The sequence below is a fragment of the Helcobacillus massiliensis genome, from assembly GCF_014191425.1.
GTDB classification, from domain to species: Bacteria; Actinomycetota; Actinomycetes; order Actinomycetales; family Dermabacteraceae; genus Helcobacillus; species Helcobacillus massiliensis.
This window is the reverse complement of the sequence record NZ_JACHWP010000001.1, coordinates 1,022,337-1,039,330: the sequence shown is the minus strand read 5'-3', so window position 1 is coordinate 1,039,330 and position 16,994 is coordinate 1,022,337. Positions and strand designations below refer to the sequence as shown.

The 16,994-nt window shown below is 69.3% G+C and carries 15 protein-coding genes; 11 read left to right on the top strand and 4 right to left on the bottom strand.

Annotated features, from left to right (window positions below):
* The first annotated feature begins 107 nt into the window (after positions 1-107).
* Both FHX50_RS12340 and FHX50_RS04785 read left to right on the top strand, forming a co-directional pair.
* Entirely contained in the window at positions 108-1,385 is a 1,278-nt protein-coding gene (locus FHX50_RS12340; protein WP_183374920.1) for a histidine kinase, read from the top strand.
* Complete coding sequence (locus tag FHX50_RS04785; protein ID WP_183374918.1) at positions 1,382-2,032, top strand: response regulator; 651 nt, start codon at positions 1,382-1,384, stop codon at positions 2,030-2,032. The genes FHX50_RS12340 and FHX50_RS04785 overlap by 4 nt, the downstream gene beginning before the upstream one ends.
* 36 nt (positions 2,033-2,068) lie before the next feature.
* On the opposite strand, the gene FHX50_RS04780 is transcribed toward FHX50_RS04785, so the two are convergent.
* The gene (locus FHX50_RS04780) at positions 2,069-2,995 is read right to left on the bottom strand and encodes an AEC family transporter (protein WP_183374916.1); all 927 of its coding nucleotides are present in this window, start codon (positions 2,993-2,995) and stop codon (positions 2,069-2,071) included.
* A 14-nt stretch (positions 2,996-3,009) separates the two neighbouring features.
* Positions 3,010-3,417, bottom strand: coding sequence for an aspartate 1-decarboxylase (panD, locus tag FHX50_RS04775; protein WP_183374914.1), 408 nt, complete (start codon positions 3,415-3,417; stop codon positions 3,010-3,012).
* 207 nt (positions 3,418-3,624) lie between these two features.
* Here panD and FHX50_RS04770 point away from each other — a divergent pair, with 207 nt between their 5' ends.
* The 7 genes from FHX50_RS04770 (at position 3,625) to rlmB (ending at position 12,900) form a co-directional block, all read left to right on the top strand.
* A complete protein-coding gene (locus FHX50_RS04770) occupies positions 3,625-5,175 on the top strand; it encodes a DEAD/DEAH box helicase (protein WP_183374912.1) in 1,551 nt (516 codons plus the stop codon).
* Between the two features lie 19 nt (positions 5,176-5,194).
* Entirely contained in the window at positions 5,195-6,598 is a 1,404-nt protein-coding gene (locus FHX50_RS04765; protein ID WP_183374910.1) for an L-serine ammonia-lyase, read from the top strand.
* A 144-nt stretch (positions 6,599-6,742) separates the two neighbouring features.
* On the top strand, positions 6,743-8,713 hold the full coding sequence (gene acs / locus FHX50_RS04760; protein ID WP_183374908.1) for an acetate--CoA ligase: 1,971 nt from the start codon (positions 6,743-6,745) through the stop codon (positions 8,711-8,713).
* A gap of 24 nt (positions 8,714-8,737) precedes the next feature.
* Positions 8,738-9,829 (top strand): LacI family DNA-binding transcriptional regulator, encoded by a 1,092-nt coding sequence (locus FHX50_RS04755; protein WP_239374218.1) that lies wholly within the window; start codon positions 8,738-8,740, stop codon positions 9,827-9,829.
* A 37-nt stretch (positions 9,830-9,866) separates the two neighbouring features.
* Positions 9,867-10,370 carry a phage holin family protein gene (locus tag FHX50_RS04750; protein WP_183374904.1) on the top strand — a complete coding sequence of 168 codons (504 nt, stop codon included), beginning with the start codon at positions 9,867-9,869 and terminating at the stop codon, positions 10,368-10,370.
* Between the two features lie 85 nt (positions 10,371-10,455).
* Complete coding sequence (gene cysS, locus FHX50_RS04745; RefSeq protein WP_183374902.1) at positions 10,456-11,895, top strand: cysteine--tRNA ligase; 1,440 nt, start codon at positions 10,456-10,458, stop codon at positions 11,893-11,895.
* A 60-nt stretch (positions 11,896-11,955) separates the two neighbouring features.
* Positions 11,956-12,900 carry a 23S rRNA (guanosine(2251)-2'-O)-methyltransferase RlmB gene (gene rlmB, locus FHX50_RS04740; RefSeq protein ID WP_183374900.1) on the top strand — a complete coding sequence of 315 codons (945 nt, stop codon included), beginning with the start codon at positions 11,956-11,958 and terminating at the stop codon, positions 12,898-12,900.
* A 20-nt stretch (positions 12,901-12,920) separates the two neighbouring features.
* Here the strand turns inward: rlmB and FHX50_RS04735 are convergent, their stop codons facing one another.
* Both FHX50_RS04735 and FHX50_RS04730 read right to left on the bottom strand, forming a co-directional pair.
* Complete coding sequence (locus tag FHX50_RS04735; RefSeq protein WP_183374898.1) at positions 12,921-14,162, bottom strand: DUF4032 domain-containing protein; 1,242 nt, start codon at positions 14,160-14,162, stop codon at positions 12,921-12,923.
* A gap of 90 nt (positions 14,163-14,252) precedes the next feature.
* Entirely contained in the window at positions 14,253-15,341 is a 1,089-nt protein-coding gene (locus FHX50_RS04730; RefSeq protein WP_183374896.1) for an ABC transporter ATP-binding protein, read from the bottom strand.
* 165 nt (positions 15,342-15,506) lie between these two features.
* On the opposite strand from FHX50_RS04730, the gene FHX50_RS04725 reads away from it, so the two are divergent.
* Positions 15,507-16,202 (top strand): peptide deformylase, encoded by a 696-nt coding sequence (locus FHX50_RS04725; protein WP_183374894.1) that lies wholly within the window; start codon positions 15,507-15,509, stop codon positions 16,200-16,202.
* 54 nt (positions 16,203-16,256) lie between these two features.
* On the top strand, positions 16,257-16,991 hold the full coding sequence (locus tag FHX50_RS04720) for a hypothetical protein (RefSeq protein WP_183374892.1): 735 nt from the start codon (positions 16,257-16,259) through the stop codon (positions 16,989-16,991).
* Positions 16,992-16,994: the final 3 nt, after the last annotated feature.

Sequence of the window (16,994 nt, the reverse complement as noted above, 5' to 3'; positions counted from 1 at the left end):
CCTCCACGCTAGGAATCGGTGCCCCTGGGGCTTCAGTGCCGCTCGTCACCGACACCCATGACCCGTGTCATGGGTCAGTGCACGGCCGCCGCGCATAGGCTCATGCCGTGACCCGACCAGAGAGCACCGCCGACCCCACCCGCGCCCTGCCGCTCCTGCAGGCCGGAGCCCTGTTCTGCTACCTGCTGGGGGTGCTGCAGTTCGCGAACCCCGATGCGCTCGAGGACCCGTCGGCCCCCGTCTTCACCGCCGCTTCCGCACCGATCGCCACCGGCATCGCGGCGATCACAGCCAGCGTCGGTCTGCTGTGGGTCCTGCGGCGCAGCCTCACCAGCAGGCGCATCCGGTCCGCGCTGGCGATCCTCGTCTTCGCGCTGCTCGCCGCCGGCGCCCTCCTCGGCCACCTGGGCCTGTACGCACCAGCGCTGATCCTCTCCACTCTGCTCCTCGTGCTCGACGCCTCCTGGCGGATCTCCCTTGCTGCCGTTGCCATCGACGCCGCCGTCAGCATCGCCGCCGGGCCGCTCCTGTTCGGCACGCCCGTCCTCCACGCTGTTCTGAACGTGCTGCCCGTGGCGATGGTGTACGCCCTCGGCACCATCCTCGGCGTCATCCTCGCCCGCTACGCGACCCTCGTGGAGGAGGAGCGCCGCGCCGTCGCGCAGCGCGACCGCGCCCTGCAGGAACTGGCGCGCCGCAGCGTCGCCGAACGCGATCTCATGCTCGCCGAAGAACGGGCACGAGCCGCCGCCGAACTCCACGACGGGCTCGGCCACCGCCTCACCCTCATCGGCATGAGCCTCGAATTCGCGCAGCGGATGCGCGACCGCGCACCCGAGGCGGCCTGGCAGGAGATCGCCACCGCCCGGACCACCGCCTCCGACGCCATGGGGGAGATGCGCACCTGGGTGCGGGCCCTCAGCCCCATCCGCCGCGACGGCTCCCACGGCATCGCCGCTGTTGAGGACGCCGTCGCCTCCTTCGAACGCACCGGCCTCACCGTCACCCTCACCGAGGACCTCGCCGGCGCCGCCCTCACCGAACCGATGGAGCGCCTGTCGCTGCGCACCGTCCAGGAGGGCCTCACCAACGCCCTGCGGCATGCCCGCGCCGACCATGTCACCATCGACATCCACCACGACCGCGCTGAGGGCACCGTCACCGTCACTGTCCAGAACCCCGCTGCGGACGCACCCGTCGGCCTCCTGCCCGCCGAGCACCGCGGCATCGGACTCACCGGCCTCACCCGCGCCGCCCGCATCCTCGGCGGCACCCTCACCGCCGACGCCCGCCCGGCAGGTGAGGGAGGCGGGCGGGTCTTCCGCCTCACCGTCACCGTCCCCGCGGGCGAGGCCCTCGCCACCACCGAAGGAGCCCCAGCATGACCTCCACCGACCGTCCGCCCCTGCGTGTCCTCGTGGTCGACGACCAGCAGCTGCTGCGCCGCGGGCTCACCCTCCTGCTCGGCACCGAGGACGGCATCGACGTGGCGGCCCAGGCCGCCGACGGACGCGAAGCGCTCGCCCTGCTCACCACCACCGAGGTCGATGCTGTCCTCACCGACGCGAAGATGCCCCACATGGACGGAATCGACCTCGTCCGGGCCGTTGCCGACCGCCACCCCGGCCTGCCGGTGCTGGTGCTCACCACCTTCGACGAACCCGACCTCGTGCAGGGCGCCATCGCCGCCGGAGCTGCCGGCTTCCTCCTGAAGGACTCCTCGACCACCACCCTCGCCGACGCGCTGCGCGCAGCCGTCGGCGGCGGCATGGTGATCGCCCCGCGCGTCGCCCGCGCCGCGTACTCCCCGCCACCGTCCGGAGAGGGGGAGGAGGGCATCCTGACCGTCCTCACCCCGACCGAGCGGCGCGTTGCCGAAAAGGTGGCCGACGGGTGCTCCAACCAGGAGATCGCCGCGCAGCTGTTCCTCGCCGAGGGGACGGTCCGCAACCACATCTCCGCTCTGCTGCGCAAAACCGGTGCCCGTGACCGCACCGTCCTCGCCCTCGACCTGTTCAAGGCGCTGCGCTGAGAGCCCCGCGCGGGAGAGCGGGGAGAGGCGCGGCCCTCAGGTGAAGAAGGGGCTGACCGCCAGCAGCACCAGCATCGTGCCGATCGAGGTCACCAGCGCCGTATCGCGCGAGACCTCCTCCGCCGTCTCATAGTGCGCCGCCGTCACGTACACGTTCTGCGCCGTCGGCAGAGCCGCCATCACGACCGCCGCGAACAGCGCATGACCGGACAGCCCGAACAGCACCGCCGCCGCACCGAACGCCACCAGCGGCATCACGATCAGCTTGAACGCGCTCGCCAGAAACACATCAGCGCGCACCCCATCGGTCTTCGCGAGCGGCTTCGAGGCCACCAGCGACATGCCGAAGCTGATCAGCAGACCGGGGATCGACAGCCCGCCCAGGATCTCGATCGGCTCCATGGCGAACGCGGGCAGGCTCCCCCCCGCCGCCAGCAGAGCGATGCCGATCGCCGCCGCGATGATCGTCGGGTTCGCCGCAACGTTCGCCGCGAACGCCTTCAGCGACGGCCGCTGCCCGCTCTTCACCGCATGCAGGACGAACTGGAACATCGGGGTGAAGAGCGCCATCTGGAACAGCACGATCGGCAGTGCGAACGCCACATCGCCCAGCACGTACGCCGCCAGCGGGAAGCCCATGTTCGCGGAGTTCACCATCGAGGCGCTGACCGCCGTCACCAGGGTGTGCTCGGGGCGCCGACGCAGCAGCAACTGCGCAGCCGCCCCCGTCAGCGCCACGGTCATGAACGCCGCAATCGCTGCGATAGCGAAATGCGGCGACAGCACCATCGAGAGGTCCGAATCCATCAGTGAGGTGAACACCAGCGCGGGCGTCCCCACGAAATAGGTGATGCGGTTCAGCACGAACCGCCCCTGCGGGCCGAGGATCCCGGTCAGGCCAGCGGCGATGCCGACCGCGATCAGGACCGAAATGATGAAGAAGCCGCTGAGAACTCCGAGCATTCAGGATCGCCGGCTCACCGCGACGCGATCTGGCCCGGCATCCCCGGGACGGGCTGCGCGGGATCGGTCCCGATGCCCACGATGCGGTTGTTCTCGTCCACGTGCACCACGCGCGGCTCATGCACCGCGGCCTCCGCGTCATCCATCAGCCCGTAGGCGATGAGGATGACGAGGTCACCGGGATGCACCAGGTGGGCGGCCGCGCCGTTCACCTTGATCTCGCCGGTGCCGTGCTCCCCGCGGATGACATAGGTCTCGAGACGGGCACCATTGGTGATGTCGACGATCGCGACCTTCTCGTTCTCCATGAGTCCGGCGGCGTCCAGCAGGTCGGCGTCCACCGTCACGGAGCCGACATAGTGCAGGTCCGCCTGGGTGACGGTGGCGCGGTGGATCTTCGAGGTCATCAGTGTTCGCATCATGATGCCCCCATTGTCCCACCGGAAGCGCCCGCGGTCAGTGAGGCGTTCGCCGCATCCGCGCAGGGGCGACGGGCCTGTCACGCTCAGGGCCCACCGGCCCCGTTCCTGCGATACTGGGGGAGTTCACCGGCGCCTGCCGGCAGGGCCCCGTCGGCCCGCATGAGGAACAGCAGACCCGCGCCGCGCCGGCCCGCAGAGGAGGAACCGATGCCGAAAGCGAAGAACCGCCGCTCCAAGGGGACGCCCTTCGAGGACATGGCCCTGCCCACCGAGCTGATCAACGAACTCGACTACCACGGCTTCACCCGCGCCTTCGAGATCCAGGAGGCGATCCTCCCCGACGCGCTCGCGGGCCGCGACGTCCTCGCCCGCGCTGAGACCGGCAGCGGCAAGACCCTCGCGTTCACCCTCGCGATGACGGCGCGCTTCCGCGGCCGACGGGTGCACAAGCGGCGCCCGCTCGGCATCGTGCTGGTGCCCACGCGCGAGCTGGCGGTGCAGGTCGTCGACACCATCCACCCGTTCGCCCGCGCAGTCGGCATCCGCGCGCAGCTGGTGGCCGGCGGGATGAACATCGAGAAGCAGGCCGAGGCGCTGAGGCGCGGAGTCGCGATCATCGTCGCCACACCCGGCCGTGTGAAGGACCTCGCGATCCGCGGCGACCTCGGACTGGACTGCATCGAGACCACCGTGATCGACGAGGCGGACCACATGGCCGACCTCGGCTTCCTGCCGCAGATCGGGGAGATCCTCGCGAACATCCCCATGGGAACGCAGAAGATGCTGTTCTCCGCCACGCTCGACGACCAGGTGGAGCGGATCGTCGACGACTTCCTCGTGGACCCCGTCACCCACGAGACCACTCCGGTGGCCGCCGCTGTGAAGACGATGCGGCACGAGGCGTACGCCATCAACCCCAAGCGCAAACGGGAGATCACCGCGCAGATCGCCGCGAGGGACGGCCGCACCCTCATCTTCACCCGCACGCAGCTGGGCGCGGAGCGCGTCGCCCAGGAACTGGTGGAGGTGGGCGTGGCCGCCGCCGCCCTGCACGGCTCCAAGCAGCAGGGAATGCGCACCAATGTCCTGGCCGGCTTCCGCAACGGCGCTTACGACGTCCTCGTCGCCACGGACGTTGCGGCGCGCGGCATCCACATCGACGACGTCTCCCTCGTCCTGCACGTGGACCCGCCGGAGACGGCGAAGGACTACGTGCACCGGTCGGGTCGCACCGCCCGCGCCGGCGCGCACGGCATCGTGGTCACCCTTGTCCTTCCGCACCAGAAGGACGGCGTGTCGCGGCTCCTGGATGCAGCGGAAGCCCCCGTCCAATGGCATGATGTGGCCTCTGAGAACGATGAGGTGCTCCGCTTCGTGGGCGGCAGGGCCCCGTCGGGCGAACCCGCGGAGGATCCCGCGATGATCAAGCACAAGGGTGCCCCGCGCCGCCTCGACATCCGAGGCGGCAGGGGAGCCGACCAGCGGCGCGCCGAGGTGCGCCGCGAGAACGAGGCGCGGCGCTCCGTCTACGACCAGGACGGCGAGGGCGCCGCAGGGGCCGCATCCGGGAGCCGGGGCGGCGCCGGCCGACGGCACCAGCGGCGGACGACCACGAGCACCTGGCGGGGCCAGGGCGAGGGCGCGTCCGAGCGCAGGAGCCCGCGGGGCGGCCGTTCCGGCGCCGGGCGAGGCGGCGGACGCGGCCGAGGGCAGGGTGGCCCGAAGCGCTCCGGCGGTGCACGCAGTCGGGGGAAGTAAGGACCAGTAAGGATCAGATATGGCAATCAGCTTGTTCGACCTGTTCAAGATCGGCATCGGGCCGTCGTCCTCGCACACCGTCGGTCCCATGCGCGCCGCGAACGAGTGGGCGCAGGAGATCCTCGCCGATGAGGGCATCCGTTCCCGACTCGATGACCTCGATGTCCACCTGTACGGCTCCCTCGCCGCCACCGGCATCGGCCACGGCACCCTCGATGCCGTCATCCTCGGCCTGGAGGGCAATGACCCCCGTGAGATCGACCCCGTCAAGGGCTGGGAGCGCGCCCAGGAGATCGAGAAGGAGGGCGGGCTGCTGCTCGGCGGGCAGGTGCCCGTCACCCTGCGCCCCTCCACGATCGTGGTGCACCCCCTCACCTTCCTGCCCGAGCACTCCAACGGCATGACCTTCAACGCCCTGGACGCCGACGGCGAAGTCATCGCCACGCGCACGTCCTTCTCCGTCGGCGGCGGCTTCGTGCTCACCAAGGAGGAGATCAACGCGCGAGGTGCGGACGCGGCCGACGAAGCCGAGGACGTCAACCCGATCTTCACCACCGGCGCTGAGCTGCTGCGCGTGTGCGAGGAGCACGGCATCTCCATCTCGCAGGCCATGATGTGGCGCGAGCGCCAGTGGCGCAGCGAAGAGGAGGTCCGTGCCGGGGCACTGGAGATCTGGGCCGCGATGGACGCCTGCATCACCGCCGGGATGCACACTCCCGGTGTTCTGCCGGGCGGGCTGAACGTCAAGCGCCGCGCTGCCGGCTGGTACGAGTCCCTCCAGGCGGAGGATCCGGACAAGAGCCGCGACAGCCAGTTCGACTGGGTCAGCCTCGCCGCTCTCGCCGTCAACGAGGAGAACGCGGCGGGCGGCCGGGTCGTCACCGCCCCCACCAACGGCGCAGCCGGCATCATCCCCGCCGTCCTGTTCTACGCCCTCAACTTCCTGGACTTCGACACCCAGGAGGAGAAGGACGACGCGGTGGTGCGCTTCCTGCTCGCCGCGGCGGCCGTCGGCTCCCTCTACAAGGAGAACGCCTCCATCTCCGGCGCCGAGGTCGGCTGCCAGGGCGAGGTGGGCTCCGCTTCCTCCATGGCCGCGGCCGGCCTCGCCGAGGTGATGGGCGCCAAGCCCCCGCAGGTGGAGAACGCTGCGGAGATCGCGATGGAGCACAACCTGGGCCTCACGTGCGACCCGGTGGGCGGCCTCGTGCAGATCCCCTGCATCGAACGCAACGCGATGGGCTCCATCAAGGCGATCACGGCGGTGCGGTTCGCCCTGCGCGGCAACGGTGAGCACCTGGTCTCCCTGGACACCGTCATCGAGACGATGCGCCGCACCGGCAAGGACATGAACGAGCGCTACAAGGAGACCGCAATGGGCGGTCTCGCGATCACGGTGCCGGTGTCGCTGCCCGAGTGCTGACCCGATTCTGTGCTTCAGCCCACATGCGATAACGTTGTGAGGGTCACGCCGCAGGAGCCGGCGGACAGCGGAGAGATCCGCGTCCGTCGGCTCCTGTGCTTCTGACCAGCACCGCCGCACCCGGACCCGTGGAGGAGAGCCAGGATGACCACCCAGAACCCGTCGGAACCCGCTGAGCAGACCCAGGACGTCTACCCGCCGAGCTCCGAATTCTCCACCAACGCGGTCGCGCGCCCCAGCCTCTACGAGGAAGCCGCTGCTGATCGCCTGAAGTTCTGGGAGCTGCGCGCCCGCCTGCTCAACTGGTCGAAGCCGTTCACCGAGGTCCTCGACTACTCCAACGCCCCGTTCGCCCGCTGGTTCGCCGACGGTCGCCTCAACGCCTGCTACAACGCCGTGGACCGCCACATCGAATCCGGCCACGGCGACCAGGTCGCCCTCTTCGCCGAATACGAGGACGGAGCCGACGCCTCCTACACCTACGCCCAGGTGAAGGACGAGGTCTCCCGCATGGCCAACGCCCTGCAGGACCTCGGCGTCACCACGGGGGACCGCGTGGCCATCTACCTGCCGATGATCCCCGAAGCGGTGTTCGCCATGCTCGCCTGCGCCCGCATCGGCGCACCCCACTCTGTCGTGTTCGGGGGCTTCTCCGCCGACGCCCTCCGCTCGCGCATCGACGACGCCGGCGCCGTGGCCGTCATCACCGCCGACGGCCAGTTCCGCCGCGGCAAGGCGCTCCCCCTCAAGCCCGCTGTGGACGACGCCCTCGATGGCTCGCAGGGCACCGTGAAGAACGTGCTCGTGGTCAAGCGCACCGGTGGCGACGTCGCCTGGACCGACGGCCGCGACCACTGGTGGCACGAACTGCGCGAGGACGCATCCACCGAGCATGAGCCCGTCGCGGTCGACGCCGAGCACCCGCTGTTCATCCTCTACACCTCCGGCACCACCGGGAAGCCGAAGGGCATCGTCCACACCACCGGCGGGTACCTCACCCAGGCCGCCTACACGCACCGCAACGTCTTCGACCTCAAGCCGTCCTCCGACGTCTACTGGTGCACCGCCGACATCGGCTGGATCACCGGCCACACCTACGTGGTGTACGGACCGATGGTGAACCGCACCACGCAGGTCATCTACGAGGGCACCCCCGACACCCCGCACCAGGGCCGCTGGTGGGAGGTCATCCAGAAGTACGGCGTCACCACCTTCTACTCCTCGCCCACGGCGATCCGCACCGCCATGAAGTGGGGCGAGGACATCCCCGCGAAGTTCGACCTCTCCAGCCTGCGCCTGCTCGGAACGGTCGGCGAGTCCATCAACCCGGAGGCATGGCGCTGGTACCGCCGCGTCATCGGCGGTGACCGCTGCCCGATCGTCGACACCTGGTGGCAGACCGAGACCGGTGCGATCATGATCTCCCCGCTGCCCGGCGTCACGCCCCTGAAGCCCGGCAGTGCGCAGGTGCCCCTGCCGGGGATCAGCGCCGACGTTCTCGACGACAACGGTGAGGCCGTCCAGCCCGACGAGCCAGGCTTCCTCGTGCTCACCGATCCGTGGCCGGCCATGCTGCGCGGCATCTGGGGCGATGACCAGCGCTTCATCGACACCTACTGGTCCCGCTTCGAGAACCGGTACTTCGCCGGTGACGGCGCCAAGAAGGACGCCGACGGGGACGTCTGGGTGACCGGTCGCGTGGACGACGTCATGAACGTCTCCGGCCACCGCCTGTCCACCTCCGAGATCGAATCCGCCCTCGTCTCCCACCCATGGGTCGCCGAAGCCGCCGTCGTCGGCGCAGCCGACGAGACCACCGGACAGTCCGTCGTCGCATTCGTCATCCTCCGCTCGGATGCGCTCGGCGACGTCGAGGCTGAGGGCGGCGAGGAGAACGCGGTGCAGGTGCTGCGCGCGCATGTAGGCCAGGAGATCGGCCCGATCGCCAAGCCGAAGAAGGTCCTGCTCGTCACCGAGCTGCCCAAGACCCGATCCGGCAAGATCATGCGCCGCCTGCTGCGCGATGTCGCCGAGAACCGCGAGGTGGGGGACACCCAGACCCTCGCCGATTCCTCCGTGATGGACCTCATCCAGCGCGGCCTCGCCGGCAAGTGAGCAAGTGATGGAACAATGATGGCCATGGCTGAGAAGAAGACCGAACCGTTCCAGAGCGACCCGACGAAGACGCGGGCATCGCTCAACGACGTCGCCGAATCCGTCGGCATCACCAGTGCGATCGCAGTGCGCGCCCTGCGCGGCGCCCCGGACATCAAACCGGACCTCGCGCAGCGCACCCGCGAAGCCGCTGAGCGCCTCAACTTCCCCCTCGAGGACATCTCGGAGGAGGACGCGCGCAACGGAGTCATCGCCGTCCTGGTGAACACGATGCGCAACACGTGGATCTCCGACCTTGTGCGGGCCATCCGCATTGAGCTGTCGGCCACCGGGCGCACGGTCGTGGTGGTGCCGACCCGTCAGCGCGTCCCGGAGTACCCGGTGACGGTGGACGAGTCCACCATCTCCTCGCTGACCGCGCTCGGCGTGGACGGCTTCATCATGGCTTCCGACCTCCCCGATATGGACGTGGTGCGCCGCGCCATCGGCTCCCGCCCGATCGTCGCGATCGGCGCATCCAAGCAGCACATCGGCACCATGGACACGGTCCGCATCGACGACGAGGCCGGCCTCGGCCTCGTCGTGGACCACCTGGTGGCGATGGGGCACAAGGACATCGCCCACGTGGGCGGTGTGGGGTACACGGTGGCGCAGGAGCGCGCCGAGGCGTTCACCGCGGCCATGGCACGCCACGGTCTGGAGGACCGCGCACGTGTGGAGCCCGCCGACTTCTCCGAACAGGTGGGGCGCACCGCCGGGTCGATGCTGCTGAACGGCTCCTCGGTTCCGACCGCGATCACCTGCTCGAACGACGTCACTGCGACGGGAGTCCTCACCGCAGCGGTCGAGGCGGGCTACAGCGTTCCGGCGGACCTGTCGGTCGTCGGCTACGGCAACACCTCGCTCGCCGCCTCCGGAACGGCGCAGCTCACCAGCATCGATCCGAATTCGCGGCGCCTGGGTGCGATGGCGGCGCAGTTCATCGTGGAGCGCGCCGGTGGGTACGACGGTCCGGCCCGCGACGTCGCGGTGACCCCGCGGCTGGAAGTGCGCCGCAGCTCCTCGGCGGGCCCCCGCCCGGAGAAGCAGCGGCGCCGCCGGATCACCCTCGACTGACATAACGACCAGATCACAGTCCTGATAGGGTTTCTTCATGATCAACTCTTCGAATGACCGCGCGTCGCGGACGAGCCAGCGATCCATCAGCGAGCTCATCACGTCCATCAAAGCCGAGGTCACCGGCGTTGTGCAGCGAGAGATCGCCATCGCCAAGAAGGAGATCACGGACATCGTGGTCAAGGCCGGCATCACCGCCGCCCTTGCCGCCGTCCTGGTGTTCTTCCTGCTCAGCGCCTGGGTGATGCTCCTGTTCACCGCCGCATGGGGTCTGGTGGCCCTGGGTCTCAGCCCGTGGCTGTCCTTCCTCATCGTCGCCGCTGCGCTCATCGTGCTCGGCCTGATCCTGGGCCTCGCGGCGTTCCTGGTCGCGAAGAGGATCAAGGGCCCGACCACCACCGTCGAAACCGCCACCAGCGCCGTCGGAGCAGTGCAGGGCAAGCGCCCCGTGAACGCCGCTGACTACGACGACGCCTACGAGGAGCTCTACGGCAAGCAGGTCGCTGCTCGCTCCGTGGAGAAGACGAAGGCCCGCGCCTGAGTCGCCTCCCTCATCATCGAGAAGCGGATCGCCCTGCGGGCGGTCCGCTTTTCCGTTCCCCAGACGCGCAGAATATGCTGGCCTGGTGACTCTTCGACTGCATGACTCCGCCACCCGCACGCTCTCGGACTTCATTCCGCTGACGGAGGGGAAGGTGGGCCTGTACGTCTGCGGTCCCACCGTGCAGGACGGGCCGCACATCGGGCACGTCCGCACCTTCCTCGCATTTGACGTCCTCGTGCGCTGGCTGCGCCGCAGCGGATACGACGTCACCTATGTCCGCAACGTCACCGACATCGATGACAAGATCCTCGCCCGCGCCGAGCAGGAGGGCCGCCCCTGGTGGGCTTGGTCCATCCAGCACGAGCGCCTCTTCGGCGAGATCATGGACCGCTTCGGTGCTGTGCGCCCCGACTACGAACCGCGCGCCACCGGGCATGTGCCCGAACAGGTCGACTTCATGCAGCTGCTGATCGACCGCGGCCACGCCTACGCCGACGGTGAGGGCAACGTCTACTTCGACGTCCGCTCCCTGCCGGAGTACGGCTCCCTGACGAACCAGTCCCTCGATGACATGATCGACGACCTCGAAGCCCCCGAGCGCGGTAAGCGCGACCGTCGGGACTTCGCGCTGTGGAAGCAGGCGAAGGCCGACGAGCCGGAGTCCGCCGCGTGGAACACCCCGTTCGGTCGCGGCCGGCCCGGCTGGCACCTCGAATGCTCCGCCATGAGCCGGAAGTACCTGGGGGAGTCGTTCGACATCCACGGCGGCGGCCTCGACCTCCGCTTCCCCCACCACGAGAACGAGCAGGCGCAGTCGTTCGGCGCCGGCTACGGGTTCGCACAGCGCTGGATGCACGCCGGCATGCTCACCGTGGACGGCATGAAGATGGGCAAGAGCCTCGGCAACTTCATCACCGCCGAAGAGGCGCTGACGCAGTCCTCCCCGCAGGCGATCCGTCTGGCGATGGTCTCCAGTCACTACCGGTCCGACATGGAGTTCAACAGCCGCATCCTCGGCGACGCCGAGACGGTCATCGCGCGACTGGATGCGTCCGTGCTCCGCGCCGTGGAGGCGGTCGATGGATCCTCAGCATCGGCGGAGCTGATCGATCCCGCGGAGGCGGATCTGCCGGAGGCGTTCGTCGCCGCGATGGACGACGACCTCTCCGTGGCCGATGCCCTCGCCAACATCCACCGCACCCACGCGGACCTCAACACCCTCCTCGGCGCGAAGCAGCAGGACCTGACGGCGATCGCCCGCACGGTCTCGTCCCTGCGCGGCATGCTGGATGTGCTGGGCCTGGACCCAGTGCAGTGGCGCGCCCAGAGCACCCGGACCTCGGGAACGGCCGCAGAGGATGCGTTGGATGCGCTGGTGACCGCGCAGCTCGAGGAGCGGGCCCAGGCGCGCGCCGCGAAGGACTGGGCGGCGGCCGACGCCATCCGCGAGCGACTCGGTGCCGCCGGCATCACCATCGAGGACGGTGCGGACGGCGCCCGCTGGTCGCTGACCGACCACTGACCACACGACACCGACACCACGCGCGCGCCGATGCGGCGCCGAATCCGATTCGGAGGAATCATGGCACGCTCAGCACCCAAGGGCTCAGGAGGCCAGCGCCGACGCGGTCTGCGCGGCCGCGGCCCCACCCCCAAGGCGGAGGACCGCCCGTACCACAAGGCGTACAAGGGCACGCAGGACACCGTCGGCCGCGCCGGTGCGAAGACGGGCAGGCGCCGACCGAAGCCGAAGGCTCAGAAGGACATCGCGAACCGCCCCACCCACATCGCAGGCCGCAACTCCGTGCTCGAGGCGATGCGGGACGAGGTGCCGTCCCTGGGCCTCACCCTGCAGATCCGCATGGATGTGGACGACCGCGTGCGCGAGATCATGCGGATCGCGCAGGCGGAGAACATTCCGCTGCGAGAAGCCAGCCGCAACGAACTGGACACCATGACCGACGGCGCCGTCCACCAGGGCGTGGTGCTGACCATCCCGCCGTACGAGTACGCCGACATCGACGAACTGATGGACATCGCCGCTCAGCGCTTCGAGGCGCCGCTGTTCGTGGCGCTCGACGGCATCACCGACCCGCGCAACCTCGGCGCCATCCTCCGCAGCGCCGGTGCGTTCGGTGTGCATGGCGTGATCGTGCCGGAGCGCCGCTCCGCGCAGATGACCGCCAGCGTGTACAAAGTGGCCGCCGGTGCCGCCGGACGCGTGCGGGTGGCGCAGGTGACGAACCTGAACCGTGCGATCGACGACCTCAAGAAGCGCGGTGTGTTCGCCGTCGGCCTCGACGCCGACGGGGACCAGAACCCCCGCGAGCTGACGTTCGCCCCGGACCCGCTGGTGCTGGTCATCGGTGCGGAGGACAAGGGCATCTCCCGTCTCACGCGGGAGAAGTGCGATGCGATCACATCCATTCCGATGGCGGCGACCACGGAGTCGCTGAACGCGTCGGTGGCGGCGTCGATCGTGCTGTACGAGGTGGCGGGCCACCGTGCCCGCGCCGGCCTGCGCTGAGCCGCTCGGGCGGCGGGGCGTCAGCCCTCGAAGATCGGGATCGCTGACGTCTCCGAGGTGATCAGCGCCCGCTCATCCTGACGGTGGATCAGGACGGTGAGGATGTAGTCCTGAACGGTCTGGTCCATCGTCGCGTCGTGTCCGAGGCGCTGCGACAGGTGCCACCGATGTTCCAGCAGCTCGTGGTAGAACTCCGGCGCCTGCAGTTTGCGGCGCATCGCCCGGGGAATCGCCCTCACCACCGGCTCGTAGCACTCCTGCAGCCATTCGTGCGCCACGAAGTCCTCGTCCTCGCCCTGCTGGTCCGTTTCGGCGGCGTACTGGTCGAGGTCGTTCAGCAGGCGCCGAGCCTGGTTCTCCTGTGCGTCGATGCCGGTCAGGCGCAGCAGACGCCGTGCATGGTGACCGGCGTCCACCACCTTCGGCTGGATGCTGACCGAGGTGCCGTCGAGGTCGGTGGTGATGTCGAGTTCGTCCACGTCGAAGCCGAGCTCGTTGAGCTTCTCGATGCGGGCGGAGACCCGCCAGCGCTCTTCGGAGCTGAACGTCTCCCGTTCGGTGAGGGTCGCCCACAGCACCTGGTAGCGCTGCACCAGCTGGTCACCGATCTCGATCGCATCGACGTCATCGGCCAGTTTCTCCCCGGCCTGCAGGTCGAACATCTCTCCGATGATGTTGGTGCGGGCGAGGTCGAGGTCGTATTCGCGCTGACCGCGCGAGAGGGTCTCGTGCAGCTGCCCGGTCTCGACGTCGACGAGGTAGGCGGCGAAGGAGCCGGCATCGCGGCGGAACAGCGTGTTGGACAGGGACACATCGCCCCAGTAGAAGCCGGCGAGGTGCAGGCGCACCAGCAGCACGGCAAGGGCATCGAGCAGACGGCTCGCGGTCTGCGGCTGATTCACCTGGGAGAACAGCGCACGGTACGGCAGGGAGTACTGGAGGTGGCGGGTGATGAGGACCGCGTCCAAGGGCCTGCCATCGACCGTCTCCCTGCCGGACACCACGGCGAAGGACTCCACCGCTGGAATGTTCATCTTCGCCAGCAGCCGCAGCAGTCGGAACTCGCTGCGGGCGAGGTCCTCGGTGATCTCCTTGAGGGCGAGCACACGCCCGGAGACACGGGCGAACCGCACCACGTGGCGGGAGATGCCGCGGGGGAGGGAGGCGAGAAGGTCGTCCGGCCAGTCCGCCAAGGGGAGGTGCCACGGCAGATCCAGTAGGGCGGGATCGGGACGTGCAGCGGAGATCTCCAGGGCGGCCATGGGTCCATTGTCTCCCATCGCGGGGTCCGGTGATGACGAGGGGCGCGCACCCGGATGGATGCGCGCCCCTCGCCCTTCGGTCGGGCCGGGTCAGTCGCCCAGGCGCAGGCCGCTGCTGAGATCGAACAGGTGCACGTGGTTCTGCTTCGGGCGGAAGTGGACCGTCTCACCCTTCTGCGGGGGAGTGCGGCCGTCCACGCGCGCGATGATCGGCTTCGCGGTTGGGTTCTTCTCACCAGCGAGGCGGCCGTACACGTAGGCGTCGGCGCCGAGCTCCTCGACTACGTCGATCTCGACCGGCAGGCCCTCGCCGTCCGGGGAGATCTCCAGATCCTCGGGGCGGACACCGACGGTGACGGAGTTGTCCGAGGACTGGGAGAGCGTGGAGCGGTCCACCGGCACGAGGGCGCCCCCGAACTGCACACCGCCCTCGGAGAGCGGCTGCTCGATGAGGTTCATGGCGGGGGAGCCGATGAAGCCGGCCACGAACACGTTCGCCGGGCGGTCGTACATAGTGCGCGGGGTGTCGACCTGCTGCAGGATGCCGTGGTCCAGGACGGCCACGCGGTCACCCATGGTCATGGCCTCGGTCTGGTCGTGCGTCACGTACACGGTGGTGACGCCGAGGCGGCGCTGCAGGGACGCGATCTGAGTACGGGTGGAGACGCGCAGCTTCGCATCGAGGTTCGACAGCGGCTCGTCCATGAGGAACACCTGGGGGCTGCGGACGATGGCGCGGCCCATGGCCACACGCTGGCGCTGACCGCCGGAGAGGGCCTTCGGCTTGCGGTCCAGGTACTCGGTGAGGTCGAGGATCTCGGCGGCCTCGCGGACGCGCTCACGGATCTCGGCCTTCGGCTTGCCCTGGATCTTCAGCGCGAAGCCCATGTTGTCCGCCACGGACATGTGGGGGTACAGCGCGTAGTTCTGGAACACCATGGCGATGTCGCGGTCCTTCGGCGGGACGTCGGTGACGTCGCGGTCGCCGATGAGGATGCGGCCGGCATTGACCTCTTCGAGGCCGGCGAGCATGCGCAGAGCGGTCGACTTGCCCGAGCCCGACGGGCCGACGAGGACGAGGAACTCGCCGTCCTCGATGTCGATGTTGAGGCTGTCCACCGAGGGCTTGTCGTTGCCCGGGTAGATGCGGGTGGCACTGTCATAGGTCACGGTTGCCATGGGGCTGTTCTCCTTCACCGGCAGGTACGTGCCGGACGATCCGTTGTGAAGCGAAGCCTGCGAACCTCGTTGTCGCAGGTCCAGTGATCGTATCGCAGGTTCTCCGCCGGATGTGGGACATTCCACAGCCGGGCTGCGGAGATGTTCGCCTGGTAGAACAGGGGCATGAAGCTGCGCGACCTCACCGCCAAGATCCTCTCCCGCCGCGACGACTCCGCCGACCCGCTGCGGATCGTCCAGGCCGGGCACCCTGCTCTGCGGGCATCCAGCGTCGCCTTCGCGGACCAGCTCGATGCCGACGAGCTCTCCGCCCTGCTGCGGGCCATGGTCATCACCATGCACGAAGCGCCCGGCGTCGGTGTTGCGGCGCCCCAGATCGGCCTGCCGCTGCGGCTCGTGGTGATGGAGGATTCCGTCGGCTTCGACGAGGAGGAGGGCGAGGACCCCCTCGAGCGCCGTGATCTGCCCCTGCACTGCATCGCCAACCCCCGGTACGAGGGAGTCGGCGAGACCGTGGTGTACGCATGGGAGGGGTGCCTGAGCGTGGACGGCTGGCGCTCCATCGTTCCGCGCCACCAGCGGGTGCGGGTGCGCGGAACCGTCATCGGGGCCGACGGGTCCCGCCGTGACCTCGACGAGGTGTGGTCCGGGTGGCCCGCCCGCATCTTCCAGCACGAAGCCGACCACCTCGACGGGATTCTCTGCCATGACCGCGCCGTGGATCGGTCCATGATCTGGGAGGACTACGCTCCGTACTATGAGGAGCTGACGGACGCGGTCGACTACCTCGGGCTGACCGGCCCGATCACCGAACTCAACCCCGGTGAGGTCGCCCACACTCGATCCGCGTCCCAGTCCTGAGACCAGGAGAGCCCGCCCGAGAGGGCACTCGAGCGCCCACCGGAAGGAGACCCCATGGCCGCTGCGAAGAGAGCAGACACGGACGCGCTGACCCCTGAGGAGGCGGGCGTCCAGATCGCCGACCGCCACTTCGCCCTGATCGACCGTGCGCTCGCCCTGCAGGCGCCGCTGGCGAACAAGTACATCGACGGCATCCGCCGCAAGCGCCCCGAGCTCACCGATGATCAGGTCGTGCGGCGCATCGAGAAGCAGTTCCTCACCCTCGCCACCGCGACCGGCGCCGGCGTCGGCGGAACCGCCGCCCTGCCCGGCGTGGGAACCGCTCTGGCGGTCGGGCTGACCGCCGGTGAAGGCGCCGCGTTCGCCGAGGCATGCGCCTTCCTCGCCCTGTCCGTTGCGCGCGTGCGCGGGGTGGACATGACCGATCCGGAGCGCCGCCGCATGGTCACGCTCGGCATCATCGGCGGTGAGCGCGGCAGTGAGATCGTTGCGAAGGCGCTCGGCAAGCAGGGGGCGCAGTGGTCCACTGTGCTGGACGGCATCGCACCCGACTTCGTCATGGCCCAGGTCAACAAACGCGTGAAGAAGTGGATCCAGCGCCGGGCGGCGACTCGCCTCGGCGGGGTGTGGCTGGGCCGCCTCGCCCCGTTCGGCCTCGGCGCGGCGATCGGCGGATTCGGCAATCGCGCCGTGGCCAAGAGCGTCATCGACGCCTCGCGTGAGATCTTCTCCCACGCCCACACCACCACCATCGAGGGCGCGAAGAAGGACGAGCGACCGTCGCCCTGACGC